Origin of the sequence: Lactiplantibacillus xiangfangensis, assembly GCF_001438845.1 — a bacterium.
In the GTDB taxonomy this organism is placed as follows: Bacteria; Bacillota; Bacilli; order Lactobacillales; family Lactobacillaceae; genus Lactiplantibacillus; species Lactiplantibacillus xiangfangensis.
Map to the genome: position 1 here is coordinate 270,287 of NZ_JQCL01000057.1, position 12,435 is coordinate 282,721.

Consider the following 12,435-nt stretch of genomic DNA (forward strand, 5'->3'; position numbering starts at 1 on the left):
TAAATGCAGGCTATTTTAAAATATCAACCTCAACGGACGCACTTTTCAGCACAGGATTTTGTGCGCCAAATGTGGCAACTAACGCCAGATGAACCGATTGAATTCAGTCATGATGGTTGGGATGAGCAGTTGAATGTTGATCATAGTTGGCATGTGAATCCCTTTATTCCGGACTATGAGCGGCTTGTTCCTAACGGCGGTTTTGAAGCGTTGTCGGAGGTAGATAGTCGGGTAGGCGTTGAACCGTTCAAACAGCCATACCGTCTTTGGTTGGCAACTCAATATCAAGCTGAAGCGCTTGTAACTGTGCGGGCCTACGTTGTCATGGTCGACTTACTGATGCAACAACTTCCTGGGACCATTAGTTTGGATTTGGGAAAGACCTGGATAAGCCGGGAGGAGTTTCTAGCACCGTACGCGACTATTTTGACATTGAATCGGGCGGAAATTCACCGTATCACCGCGTTACAAACGTTGAGTATAAGCCATGATGATGAAATTGACCCACCGTTTCCGTTGCGGTGGTGAGAAAAGGGGAAATTATGAAAGCGTTGATTAGGATGGAGGATGAGTGGACACAAGACTTATCACTGTCGGCACTGGTTGCAAAAATGTGGCAACTAACACCAACAGAGGTTGCACTTTCACTGAAAGAAGCCTCCGATGAACCCAAGTTAAATGAGCAGCAAACATTTGATGTGTGTCCAGCACTTTTTAAATTTAAAAATATTGCAAGTGATCCGTTATGGCAACAGTTTCCAGCAAAAAGAGAGTACTCGTCTGTCTATATGGCCCCATTACAACGTTATCGACGGTTGCAAATTACCACGCCTTTTTGTGCCGAAACTGTGATGCAGGTGCGGGCTTACGCCGTCCTGATTTTGGAGGTAGCCCAGGCGACCAACGGTAAGATTAGTGAAGATGAGGGGCAATCGTGGCAAAGTATCTCTGAGTTTGAGTCGAAGTACCGATCATTATTGGATGCGCCAAGAGAAGTGTTACAGCGATTTAGCGCTTTAGAGGGAGATACCTTGTCATTAGATGAGACTGGATTTTCAAAATTCAGTTATTTATATTAAGGAGGTTTAAGAATGCGAGCAATTATTAAATATAAGCACCGCTTTGAAACGAAGCTATCTTGGGAAAAATTAGCCGTCAAAATGTGGCAACTGGGAAAAGATGAAGCCGTCGCAGTGAACCACACCGGTGATGATCAAGAATTAAATGAACAATTTACAATCGCGTTGGGATTACGATATTGGGAATATGACGAGAAATGGCATGAATTGCCAATTAAGCGAATTGGGGAAATGATTACTGTGCAGCCGTTTAAAAAGAAGAAGCGGGTGTTAATTTCAACGCCGTATCGTGATGAGTTAATGATTACCAGTCGCGCTTTTTACGTGCTGGTTGATGCGATTGCGACTGCACTTGATGGGGACATTTCTGAAGAAGATTCGTACGATGAAATTGGAACGAAGTGGTGTAGTCCCGCGGATTTTGAAGAAAAGTATCAACGCGTGATTGATTTGCCACGCCAAGATGTGAAGCAAGTGAGCTTTTTAGAAGCAATTGCATTACCTACAATTGATGAAAAACGGACTAAAGGTGTTTAGCCAGTAGTAGATTGAGGCAGTATATGGGATTAATAAAGGTTGAATCAACGGAATTGCCACGGGTGCAAGCCATGTACCGACGAGCGTTTAAGCCGTTATATGAAAAGTACCACGATCGATTGACGAATCCTTACTTGGAATCACTATCAGACTTGCATGCTAAGTATCGACAACCTAACAGCAGGTTTTACTATTATCAGGTTGACTATCAGACGGTTGGCTTCTTACGCCTTGTTTTTGATGCCAGTCAGCAAATAGCCCGCATTTCACCACTGTTGATTTTGCCACAGTTTCAGGGTCAACACTACGCCCAGCGTATGTTATGTTCTGCTGAAAGTGCCTATCCGGGAGTGCGTCAATGGCAGGTGGATACGATTGCTGAAGAGACTAAACTAGTTCATTTATATCAGAAATTGGGTTATCGCCAGGTTTCTAATCGTTGCGACGAGGTTCAACCGGGAATGCACCTAATTTATTTTGTGAAAGAAATCAAGTAGTTAATTTAAGCTACTGTTGACGGTGATTAAGCGGAATATGGGTATTTACAACCCGTTCATGCTAAAATGAAAATCATTCATACCAACAGATAGGAAGGACTTATTTTGACAGAAACCTTATTTTGGACCCCAATTGCAACGCGAGCCCGCCAAGCTGGACGGCCCTTTTTTACCATGGCACCGATGGAAGCCGTCAGTAACACGGTCTTCCGGCAAGTTGTTGCCCATGCCAGCGCACCCGATGTGTTTTTCAGCGAATTCGTTTACGCAAAGAGCATCACGAATCCGGCTACTAAGTTCCCAGTTCACGGCCGGCTCTACGTGGCCCCCGCTGAACGGCAAAAACCAGTTGTCCAACTGTGGGGCAACGAAGCTGCGGACTTTGAGACCGGTGCTGCGGCGTTGCGTGACCAAGGCTTTAGCGCCGTTGACATTAATATGGGTTGTCCAGATGGAACGGTCATCAAAAATCATGGTGGCAGTGATTTAATTCGTAATCCCCAGTGGGCGGCTGACGTGATTGCTGCGGCGAAAACATCCGGCTTAACGGTCAGCGCCAAGACGCGGCTTGGTTATAGTAAGTTGGCTGAGTATCAAAGCTGGATACCAACGTTACTAGAACAACACGTGGCTCTCTTAACGGTCCATTTGCGGACCAAACAAGAAATGAGTAAGGTCCCAGCGCACCTTGAAGTCATCGATGACTTGATTCGAATGCGGGATGCGATTGCACCGGAAACATTATTGCAAATCAATGGAGACATCGCGACCTATCAGGACGGGCTTGAATTAGCGAAACAGCACCCCGGCCTTGATGGCGTGATGATTGGTCGCGGGGTATTTGCGAACCCGTTTGTTTTTGAAGCCCAACCACAAGCGCATTCGTTAGATGAACTATTGGGGCTGCTTAAAATGCAGTTAGACTTATTTGATGACTTTGCGACGCGCTACGACGTACCCCGCTTTCCGTCACTCAAGCGTTTCTTCAAGATCTACGCGCGCCCGGAACTCGGCGCGACGGCGCTGCGTAACCGCATGATGGATGCAAAGTCGACGGACGATGTACGGAAAATCATTGCGGAGTTTATGACAACTGAACATTAGAAAAACGATGGAGTTTGTGGCTAAGGCTGCAAGCTCTTTTTTTGATTGGGGCGTATTCCACCAGTTCGACTAAGCTTGTGGCACTCAACCCCAGTCAGCGGGGGATTAATGGTAAAATAAACCTAACTAAAACTTCAATGGGAAAAGCGAGCGTGGTGTTTTATGAGAAATTTAGCAATTGTAGACCTAGGCTCCAATTCAGCGCGGATGGCGGTTAGTCGGTTGCATGCCAATGGCCACGCTGAGGAGATCAGACGGGTCAAAGAAGATACGCGGTTATCCGAGGCGATGGGGCCGGAACACGTCTTACAACCAGCTGCGATTGAACGGACGATTAAGGCGTTGTTAAATTTTCGGCGGCTATATGAACGCATGCCAAATACCGATGTCATTGGAATTACCACGGCGGCTGTCCGGATGGCGAAAAATCAACGGGCGTTTTTAAATCAAGTCAAACAAGAAGTGGGTTTGGATTTAAAAGTGTTGTCTGGGGACGATGAAGCCTACTATGATTACTTGGGCGTGGCCAATTCCTTAGTGATTCACGACTGTTTGATTTTGGATACCGGTGGTGCCAGTTGCGAACTGATTTTAGTGAAAAATGGGTGCAAGCAACAGTTGATCAGTTTGCCATTTGGTGCGGTGACCTTATCAGAACAATTTGAATTGGACGACGTGGTGCCGTCTGACAGTTTATTTCGAGCGCAGATGTTTTTACGGAACCGCTTGGCCGATGTTTGGTGGCTGACCGAAGCGATGCACTACCCGATTATTTTGCTGGGTGGCGCTAACCGCACGTTGGCCCGGATTAACCGCCGGCGTCAAAAAAAATTAAAAGTGGAAGATATTCACGGTTATCGCCTGAAAACCGAAACGGTGTACTATACCTTTTTAGATCTGTTGACCCGTTCCAAGCAGGGCCGCCAAGATATTTCCGGGATGGAATACGACCGCGCCAACATTATCGTTGGCGGGATGTTGCCACTAGTGACGTTACTCCAAATGCTCGACAGCGACCGGGTGATCTTTTCGGAGAGCGGTGTCCGTGAAGGCATTATTTCGGAACATTTGAATTCAGAAAATTGAACCTTAAGATGGGAATGATATCATGACTGCGGATTTCCGCCATTTTTATCAAAAAACGTGGGCCGAACGAACCGCCATTGTTGCGGAACAGGCCCGGTTAACGTCGGCTGAACAAGCCCTGTTTAAGAAGTACTACGTGACTGAACATCACGAGATTATTGAAAATTATTTAACGGACTATCCGTTACCCATGGGATTAGCTGTTAATTTTGTGATCGATGGCCAACCGAAAATCGTGCCCATGGTGACTGAAGAACCGTCCGTCATTGCGGCGGCGAGCAACGGGGCCAAAATTGTGAAGCGTGCCGGTGGGTTTACGACGAGTTTGACGCAGCGCGAGATGGTTGGCCAAATTGTTTTGGAAAAGTTGGCTGATCCAAAAACAACCGCTACCTTAATTGAACAACATTCGGCGACGTTGTTAAAAATCGCCGACGAAGCACATCCTAGCCTAAAACGCCGTGGCGGTGGGGCCCGGCGGATTCGCACCCGGGTTCTTGGCCAGGGCTATTTGTCCGTCGACTTATTCGTGGACGTGCAGGCTGCGATGGGCGCCAACATGCTCAACAGTATGTTGGAAGCCGTCGCCAAGTCAATCGGGGTCATTGCGAAAACGAATCCGTTGATGAGTATTTTATCGAACTACGCGACGGCTAGCTTGGTCAAAGCCGAATGCACGATTCCGGTCGGCCTGTTGCAGGCTGGCCGCTATTCCGGTGCACTCGTTGCGCAGAAAATGGCCTCTGCCAGCACGGTCGCCCAGATTGATCCGTACCGGGCAACGACCCACAACAAGGGCATTATGAACGGTATCGACGCGGTCGCCATCGCAACTGGCAATGACTGGCGGGCGCTTGAAAGCGGGGCGCACGCCTACGCTGCTAAGGATGGCCAGTACCGTGGGATGAGCACCTGGACGACCGACGGCAAAGTTTTACGTGGTTGTTTAGAACTGCCCCTACCAGTCGGCGTCGTTGGGGGCTCGATTAAAATCAACGAGTTGGCCCAGTTAAACCAGCGCGTCCTAGGCATTAAGACGGCCCCCGAGTTGGAACGCGTGATGGTTGCAGCTGGCTTAGCTCAAAACTTAGCCGCACTGCGCGCCTTAGTGACGACTGGGATTCAGCAGGGTCACATGCACCTGCAATTAAAATCACTGGCCATGGCCGCGGGCGCAACACCGGACGAACTCCCCATTATCTTGCAGCGACTAGAACTCGCACCGCAGCAAGATTTAACGACGACTCAAAAATTAATTGCGGCGTTACGCCAATCAAAGGAAGAAAACGATGACTGAAACTAAATTGAACCAAACCGTAACCGACTTATTAAGTACCGCCAATTCACTGTATCCTGGCAACATTAGTGTCAGCTTTGGGCAGGATCAATCGGGTTATGTCCGCCATGATCAAGCCCAACAAGTGATGAATGACGGTGATTTGACCGTGCAAGTCAACGATGTTACGGCGCCAAATTACACGGCTTCGCACGAATTATTGCATTTATTGTTGTTATTACAAGGCTTTCCACAGATCACGTTCAACTTAACGACGCGTGATCAACAGTTGGACGAGCAACTGATGGCCATCGCCATGGAACTTTACGACATGGTTAGCCACGTCTTGGTCGTTGGAAAACAGCGGCAACATGATTTGATTGACGCCAATATCGAAGACTTATACGTGAAAGGGGTCTACGCAACGATTGACCCGGAAGACCCTAAGAAGACTGACGCCATGATGACGTTACGACTATTGACGTTAACGGACTTATTAGTCTTTTTCGATGGTGAACTCACACCTGAGTTGATTGGACGCGTGGCGGATGACTTTCCACAGGCGTTCCCTGCGGCCCAAAAGTTATACGGAGTTATTACGCAAAAGGCGGTCGATACACCGTTTGCGATGCGGCGCGCCGTGGTGAAGCTCTTTAAAGCTTTTGATGATCAGATGACGGCTTGGCACCTGCCAATGCTACACGGCACCGAATTTGTGACGATGCAGAGTGTCTTGAGCGAACGTCAGGAACGACTGGAAGTGCGGCAACTCTTTGATATCTACCATTCAGATATGTTGGATAAAGAAAAGCACACCCGGGCGTACATCGGGCTCAATAAGGGCGACCAACAAAATGCCTTTGTTTTGCCGGCACCGGCCCAAAAGAAGAGCGACACCTTTTTCAAGGAAACTTATGACAAGACCGTCAAGGAATTATTCCAAGAAATGAATTTACCGTATACGTTACGTTAGTTTTAAACGGGGGGTGGCAGTATGGAAAATACCGCACAAGAGTTACTTGCAACGAGTCAACACATTGTTTTTATGACCGGCGCCGGGGTTTCGACGCCCTCAGGAATTCCCGACTACCGTTCTAAAAACGGCTTATACACTGAACATCACAACGCTGAGTACTATCTCAGTCACGCGTTTTTACAAGATCATCCGGAAGATTTTTATAAATATTTGAAGGAAAACTTGTATTACCCGGAGGCTAAACCCAACGTCATTCATGAAAAAATGGCGGCGTTGACCGAGCAGGGACGGGCTAGTGTGATCACCCAAAATATTGATAATCTGTATAACGTAGCCAATACTAAAAACTTAGTGGAGTTTCACGGTAACTTATACCAGATTTACTGTACGAAATGTAAGCAACACGTGGATTGGCAAGATTATTTAAAGTCGCCATACCATAAGCTTGACCACGGTTATTTACGACCTAACGTGGTGTTATACGATGAAGGCATCGGTCAGATGAACGTCCAACGCGCCGTTACCTATTTGCAACAAGCCGACCTCGTCGTGATTTGTGGGACGTCGTTTCGAGTTTACCCGTTTGCTGGACTGATCGATTACCGCAATCCGCAGGCGCAGGTGTTGGCAATTAACGAGGAGCCATTACAGTTGCCATTTGACTTTACGATGGTTCAGCAAAATGCGGTGGACTTCTTTAAGGATGTGAACGTGGGATGATTACAATTGGCCTAACAACTTGGACGGAACACCCCAGCTTACTTGGGGGAACCGACAAGCTGACCTTAACAGAATATTCCGGCGTCTTGCCGGTCGTGGAAGTCGACACCCCGTTTTATGGGATTCCTAAGGTTACGACCGTTGCTAAGTGGCAAAAGGAGGTCCCAGATAAATTTCAATTTATCTTAAAGGCCAATCAGGTCATGACGTTGCATAATGTGCAAGACGAAGGGCTGTCGATGGACGCCTTGAAGACGGCTTACCGGGAATACCGGGCCATGCTAAAGCCGCTGACGCAGCACAACCAGCTCAAAGCGATTCTGTTCCAGTTTCCGCCGTTTTTTGAACGGTCTAACAAGAACTTTCATTACTTACAACGGATGGTGGACTGGTTACCAGGGCTGCCAATTGCCGTTGAGTTTCGTAACCAGAGTTGGTATGAGCCAGGCGTTAAAGATTCGGTCTTTGATTTCTTGAAAGATTTGGGTGTGGCCCACGTCGTTGTGGATGAACCGCACGCCTTAAATGACGGGGTGAGTTTTGAGCCGGTCGTCACGAGTCCCCAACTTGCGCTGATGCGCTTGCATGGTCGTAACCAGCAAGGCTGGTCAACAAAGGGGCCCGGTTGGCGCGGCCAACGCACGTTGTATCGGTATAGTGATGCGGAATTGACGGAATTTAAAGCGACCGTTGAGCAGTTGCAGCAACAGGCCAAAGAAGTCTGCGTGATCTTCAATAATAATTCCGGTGGTGACGCGGCCGATAACGCGTTGACGCTAAAAGATATGCTGGGAATTTCCTTTGGTGACCTGGGACCCCAACAGTTGGACTTGTTTTAGGACAATGACAATTTAAAAATAGCGGTTCAGAAATTTAAGAGTTCTGAACCGCTATTTTTAACGCCGGCTTGACTTAAATAGTGTTGGCAATTTTTCCCGTTAAATCAGTTAAACTAATCCCTGGTTGAAAGATGTTGCTCTCATCAGTTCCTAACCTGACCGGGAAGTATGATACAATGGAAAAGAGTTTACACCGGGACCCTCGTTAGTTAGCGGGAACCGTCGCGTCGTCCGTAAATGAGTAAATTTTAATGGACGGCGCTAAACTAATTATGAGTGAACTACAAACAAGTTTGAAGGGGATTTACGTCATGGCAGAAACAAAACCAACCTATTATATTACGACGCCGATTTACTATCCTTCGGGGAAATTACACATTGGTAACTCTTACACGACCATTGCGTGTGACACCTTAGCACGCTACAAGCGGGCCATGGGTTACGATGTCTTCTTCCTGACCGGGACGGATGAACACGGTCTTAAAATTGAAGAAAAAGCTGAAAAATTAGGCACTGATCCTAAGACTTACGTGGACGGGATGGCTAAGCAGATCAAGGATTTATGGAAGCTGCTTGAAATCTCAAATGATAAGTTTATTCGGACAACCGATGACTACCACGAACACGCCGTTCAAGAAATCTTTGACCGGTTGCTTAAGAGTGGCGACATTTACTTAGGCGACTACGAAGGCTGGTACTCAGTTGACGATGAAGAATACTTCACGGAAACGCAATTAGCCGAAGTCTTCCGCGACGAAAACGGTAAGGTCATTGGTGGGAAAGCACCAAGCGGTCACACCGTTGAATTGGTTAAGGAACAGACCTACTTCTTCAAGATGAGCAAGTATTCCGACTGGTTATACGACTACTACCAAGCCCATCCTGAATTTATCGAACCTTCGAACCGGATGAATGAAATGATCAATAATTTCATCAAGCCAGGTTTGGAAGACTTATCAGTGACGCGGACGAGTTTTACTTGGGGCGTTTCCGTTAAGTCTGATCCCAAACACGTGGTTTACGTTTGGCTAGACGCGTTGATGAACTATATCACCGCACTGGGCTACGCGACTGGTGATAGCGAAGACTTATTCAACCATTACTGGCCAGCTGATGTCCAGATGGTTGGGAAAGAAATCGTGCGTTTCCATACGATCTACTGGCCAATCTTCTTGCATGCTTTGGGCTTACCATTGCCAAAGAAGGTCTTTGGTCACGGCTGGTTGTTGATGAGCGATGACAAGATGTCCAAATCAAAGGGGAACGTGATTTACCCCGAAACGATTGTGGAACATTACGGTCTTGACGCCTTACGTTACTACTTGATTAAGGCAATGCCTTATGGCAACGACGGGTCATTCACACCGGAAGACTTCGTTGCTCGGGTCAACTACGACCTCGCTAACGATCTCGGTAACTTGTTGAACCGGACCGTTGCCATGATTAATAAGTACGAAGATGGAAAGTTGCCAGCCTTTAAGTCGGACGTCACTGAATTTGACGCCGACCTTGAAGCAACGGCCGCTGACGTGATCAAAGCTTATAACGATGACATGGATAGCCTGCACTTATCCAACGCATTGGGCGAAGTTTGGAAACTGGTTAGCCGGACGAACAAGTACATTGACGAAACGGCGCCTTGGCAATTAGCTAAGAGCGAAGATTCAGCGGACCAAGCTAAGCTAGCCAGTGTCATGGCTCACTTAGCCGCTAGTCTACGCGTTATCGCCAGCTTGATCAGTCCCGTTATGACGCACGCACCAAAGGAAATCTTTACGCAACTTGGCTTAGATATTAACGACTTAGCCATCGCTGACTTGAAGATGAGCGATTTACCAGCCGGTGCGCAAGTCGTTGCGAAGGGAACGCCAATTTTCCCACGGGTTGATATGGACGAAGAAATCGACTTCTTGAAGAGTCAGATGACCAAGTCAGATAAGCAAAAGGGTCGTAAAGCAATGGCAGCTGCGAAACACGAAGCTGAAGTTGAACACGACTGGGACCCAGCGCAAACGAGCTTAAATTTAACGAAGCCCGAAATCAAGATTGAAGATTTCGACAAGGTTGAATTAAAGGTTGCGGAAGTCATTAACGTTCAAAAAGTTAAGGGCGCCGACAAGCTCCTCCAATTCCGATTGGATGCAGGGGATGCGGATCACCGTCAGATCTTATCTGGAATCGCAAAGTGGTATCCAGAACCAGAAGATTTGATTGGTAAGAAAGTCATCATCGTTGGTAACTTGAAGGCCCGCAAGATGCGTGGCGAAATGAGCCAAGGAATGTTGCTCTCTGCCGAACACGATGGTCAAGTTCAATTGATCACCGTGCCAGAAGCCATGGTTAATGGATCATTGATTTCGTAATTAGTCACTTGAATAACACAAACCGCTACACGACTGTCTTTGGCAGTGGCGTAGCGGTTTTTTGTTGCCTTGACGTAAATAGTTAGAACATCCTTACTTTCTTGTTCCCATGAATCACACGGGTGATATAATTATATTTATAAAAAGGGAGGATTTTAGTTATGAAAAGATTTTTAAAAGCTGGCTTAATGCTGGTGTTGGGGTTAGCACTAGTTGCGCCAAGCTTAACAACTACGGCAGATGCTTCTAGTAAAAAGGTGAAGGTCATCTCAACGACTAAGGTTGCGAAGAAGGCTTATCATGGTAAAAAGGGGTACATTTACAGCAGTGCTAAGCTAACCAAGAAAAAGTACAACATGAAGAAATACAAGTACACGACTTGGTACCGTTCAAAGAAGGCTAAGATCAAGAAGTCGGGGAAGAAGTCTTCTTTGACGTATATTAAAGCTGGCAAGAAAAAGGGCTGGATTTACAGCAAGTATTTGACTGCCGGGAAAGCACCAATTAACAAAAAGAAAATTTTGAAGAACGATTTAACGGCATACAATCGCGCAATGATGTCAGCTAGTCCGGAATTACAAAGTAATCTTCAGGAGCTGTCTCCCAATGATTATTATGCAATGGGGCTGTTGCTGAATGATTACTATTATGAAAAAGAGGACGCCGCACAGGATAAAGGCGCAATCTTGAAAACTTATAAGATTTTCAAGGGCCGCTTTAGCAAATCCCAGAATAAGAACTTGGCTGCAATGGCTAAGGATGTGAGTGGGTTCCATTTTACTAAGTCTAATCAAGAAATGAGCGCAAGAAAATTAGCAACATTTGGTACTGCACTTGGTAAGCTAATTGAGGATCTTTAAACATAACTGAATCAGAAAGACCGTTCGAATTTGGAGCGGTCTTTTAGTTTGCAAAATGGGTTTGAGTACTAATTCGATTAAACTTTAATGGCCCGTAGAATAAAACAAACCGCTACATGACTGTCTGAGATAGTCGTGTAGCGGTTTTTATGGTGTTGACGTGGTGATTGCGGCGGCGTAACAATAGTTATTTCAATACTAATTCTGGAAAATCTTGTTTGGCAATGTCAGCAACTGGCTTAGCGCCCATTGCATCTAACACATCACAAGCTTGGCGAGCCTGATCAATATTATGGTTTAAGACTGCGAGCCGAATAATACTGAGTAAGCGTAGGTCGTAGCGGTGATTTTGTTCAGTTAGGTGGATGCTCTCATTGAGATATTGCCTAATTTGGTCCTTACTAATCGTCCCCGGGTTCTTGATGCCCATATAGGCAAGATTGGCCACAATCGCATTTTTCAGTAGTGGGTATCTAGGTGAATATTGATCGATACGTTCCAGGACCCGTTTCCCCTTTTGTTGGGCGGTAAGGGGATCAAAAATGTAGAGCATGTTATTAATTAGAAAAAAGTCCGTTTTACTCCAATTTTTAGTAGCAGTGACTTCATTCCAAACGGGCATGACTAAGGTCGTTAGCTGTTCGCGCGAATAAGAATCAATGTGAATTAGTGCCACTAGTATGGGAATGAGTTGGTGAATATATTTCAAATTGGAACTGGATAATAGCTGTTGCGCATCGACTAGTAATGTTTGTAATTCACTCATCTGGGAGGTGTCGGATAGGTGCTCAAATTGATAGACCAGCGCCTGATCCGCTGGTAATTGATGGTCATGGCGGTAATCTTCAAAATCACGGAGTGAAACGCCTAAACGTTCAATGATTTTTATCATGGTATTGTACGGAAGAACGCGATCTTTGTGCTCAGCTTCAATAATGGCTTTACGAGTTGTGATGTCAGCTGCAAGTTGCGCCTGAGTTAAGCCTTGAGTTTTACGGAGCATTTCAATAACTTTACCTGTTTTCATAAATTTACCTTTCACTAAAAATTAATGTGCTAATTTGTCACATTTCAAATAATAACTTATAGACAAGAAAT

At 46.3% G+C, this 12,435-nt stretch carries 13 protein-coding genes; 12 read left to right on the forward strand and 1 reads right to left on the reverse strand.

Translation table 11 applies throughout. From position 1 onward, the window contains the following. The first annotated feature begins 3 nt into the window (after positions 1–3). The 12 genes from IV64_RS06835 to IV64_RS06890 all read left to right on the forward strand — a co-directional run bounded on the left by IV64_RS06835 (position 4) and on the right by IV64_RS06890 (position 11,337). Positions 4–528: a hypothetical protein gene (locus tag IV64_RS06835; RefSeq protein WP_057706507.1), complete on the forward strand. Its 525-nt coding sequence runs from the start codon at positions 4–6 to the stop codon at positions 526–528. Between the two features lie 14 nt (positions 529–542). Beyond that, positions 543–1,079, forward strand: coding sequence for a hypothetical protein (locus IV64_RS06840; protein ID WP_057706509.1), 537 nt, complete (start codon positions 543–545; stop codon positions 1,077–1,079). A gap of 12 nt (positions 1,080–1,091) precedes the next feature. After that, positions 1,092–1,616 carry a hypothetical protein gene (locus IV64_RS06845; RefSeq protein ID WP_057706511.1) on the forward strand — a complete coding sequence of 175 codons (525 nt, stop codon included), beginning with the start codon at positions 1,092–1,094 and terminating at the stop codon, positions 1,614–1,616. 23 nt (positions 1,617–1,639) lie between these two features. Continuing rightward, on the forward strand, positions 1,640–2,113 hold the full coding sequence (locus tag IV64_RS06850; RefSeq protein ID WP_057706513.1) for a GNAT family N-acetyltransferase: 474 nt from the start codon (positions 1,640–1,642) through the stop codon (positions 2,111–2,113). 105 nt (positions 2,114–2,218) lie between these two features. After that, positions 2,219–3,217, forward strand: coding sequence for a tRNA dihydrouridine synthase (locus tag IV64_RS06855; RefSeq protein ID WP_057706515.1), 999 nt, complete (start codon positions 2,219–2,221; stop codon positions 3,215–3,217). Between the two features lie 162 nt (positions 3,218–3,379). Beyond that, positions 3,380–4,303: a Ppx/GppA family phosphatase gene (locus IV64_RS06860; protein WP_057706517.1), complete on the forward strand. Its 924-nt coding sequence runs from the start codon at positions 3,380–3,382 to the stop codon at positions 4,301–4,303. A 22-nt stretch (positions 4,304–4,325) separates the two neighbouring features. Next, complete coding sequence (locus IV64_RS06865; RefSeq protein WP_057706519.1) at positions 4,326–5,600, forward strand: hydroxymethylglutaryl-CoA reductase, degradative; 1,275 nt, start codon at positions 4,326–4,328, stop codon at positions 5,598–5,600. Next, entirely contained in the window at positions 5,593–6,552 is a 960-nt protein-coding gene (locus IV64_RS06870; RefSeq protein ID WP_057706520.1) for a hypothetical protein, read from the forward strand. Before IV64_RS06865 ends, IV64_RS06870 begins: the two co-directional genes overlap by 8 nt. Positions 6,553–6,573: 21 nt before the next feature. Continuing rightward, on the forward strand, positions 6,574–7,275 hold the full coding sequence (locus tag IV64_RS06875) for an NAD-dependent protein deacylase (protein WP_057706522.1): 702 nt from the start codon (positions 6,574–6,576) through the stop codon (positions 7,273–7,275). Then, positions 7,272–8,114, forward strand: a complete 843-nt coding sequence (locus IV64_RS06880; protein ID WP_057706523.1) for a DUF72 domain-containing protein — start codon at positions 7,272–7,274, stop codon at positions 8,112–8,114. The genes IV64_RS06875 and IV64_RS06880 overlap by 4 nt, the downstream gene beginning before the upstream one ends. Positions 8,115–8,425: 311 nt before the next feature. Next, positions 8,426–10,477, forward strand: coding sequence for a methionine--tRNA ligase (gene metG, locus IV64_RS06885; RefSeq protein ID WP_057706603.1), 2,052 nt, complete (start codon positions 8,426–8,428; stop codon positions 10,475–10,477). Positions 10,478–10,638: 161 nt separating this feature from the next. Next, entirely contained in the window at positions 10,639–11,337 is a 699-nt protein-coding gene (locus IV64_RS06890; protein ID WP_057706524.1) for a hypothetical protein, read from the forward strand. A gap of 187 nt (positions 11,338–11,524) precedes the next feature. Here the strand turns inward: IV64_RS06890 and IV64_RS06895 are convergent, their stop codons facing one another. Continuing rightward, positions 11,525–12,364: a helix-turn-helix domain-containing protein gene (locus IV64_RS06895; RefSeq protein WP_057706525.1), complete on the reverse strand. Its 840-nt coding sequence runs from the start codon at positions 12,362–12,364 to the stop codon at positions 11,525–11,527. Positions 12,365–12,435: the final 71 nt, after the last annotated feature.

Coding starts and splice junctions, on each gene's coding strand:
- IV64_RS06860 (WP_057706517.1), top strand. CDS start 3,380: ATGAGAAATTTAGCAATTGTAGACCTAGGCTCCAATTCAGCGCGGATG.
- IV64_RS06895 (WP_057706525.1), bottom strand. CDS start 12,364: ATGAAAACAGGTAAAGTTATTGAAATGCTCCGTAAAACTCAAGGCTTA.
- IV64_RS06840 (WP_057706509.1), top strand. CDS start 543: ATGAAAGCGTTGATTAGGATGGAGGATGAGTGGACACAAGACTTATCA.
- metG (WP_057706603.1), top strand. CDS start 8,426: ATGGCAGAAACAAAACCAACCTATTATATTACGACGCCGATTTACTAT.
- IV64_RS06875 (WP_057706522.1), top strand. CDS start 6,574: ATGGAAAATACCGCACAAGAGTTACTTGCAACGAGTCAACACATTGTT.
- IV64_RS06865 (WP_057706519.1), top strand. CDS start 4,326: ATGACTGCGGATTTCCGCCATTTTTATCAAAAAACGTGGGCCGAACGA.
- IV64_RS06890 (WP_057706524.1), top strand. CDS start 10,639: ATGAAAAGATTTTTAAAAGCTGGCTTAATGCTGGTGTTGGGGTTAGCA.
- IV64_RS06835 (WP_057706507.1), top strand. CDS start 4: ATGCAGGCTATTTTAAAATATCAACCTCAACGGACGCACTTTTCAGCA.
- IV64_RS06850 (WP_057706513.1), top strand. CDS start 1,640: ATGGGATTAATAAAGGTTGAATCAACGGAATTGCCACGGGTGCAAGCC.
- IV64_RS06845 (WP_057706511.1), top strand. CDS start 1,092: ATGCGAGCAATTATTAAATATAAGCACCGCTTTGAAACGAAGCTATCT.
- IV64_RS06870 (WP_057706520.1), top strand. CDS start 5,593: ATGACTGAAACTAAATTGAACCAAACCGTAACCGACTTATTAAGTACC.
- IV64_RS06880 (WP_057706523.1), top strand. CDS start 7,272: ATGATTACAATTGGCCTAACAACTTGGACGGAACACCCCAGCTTACTT.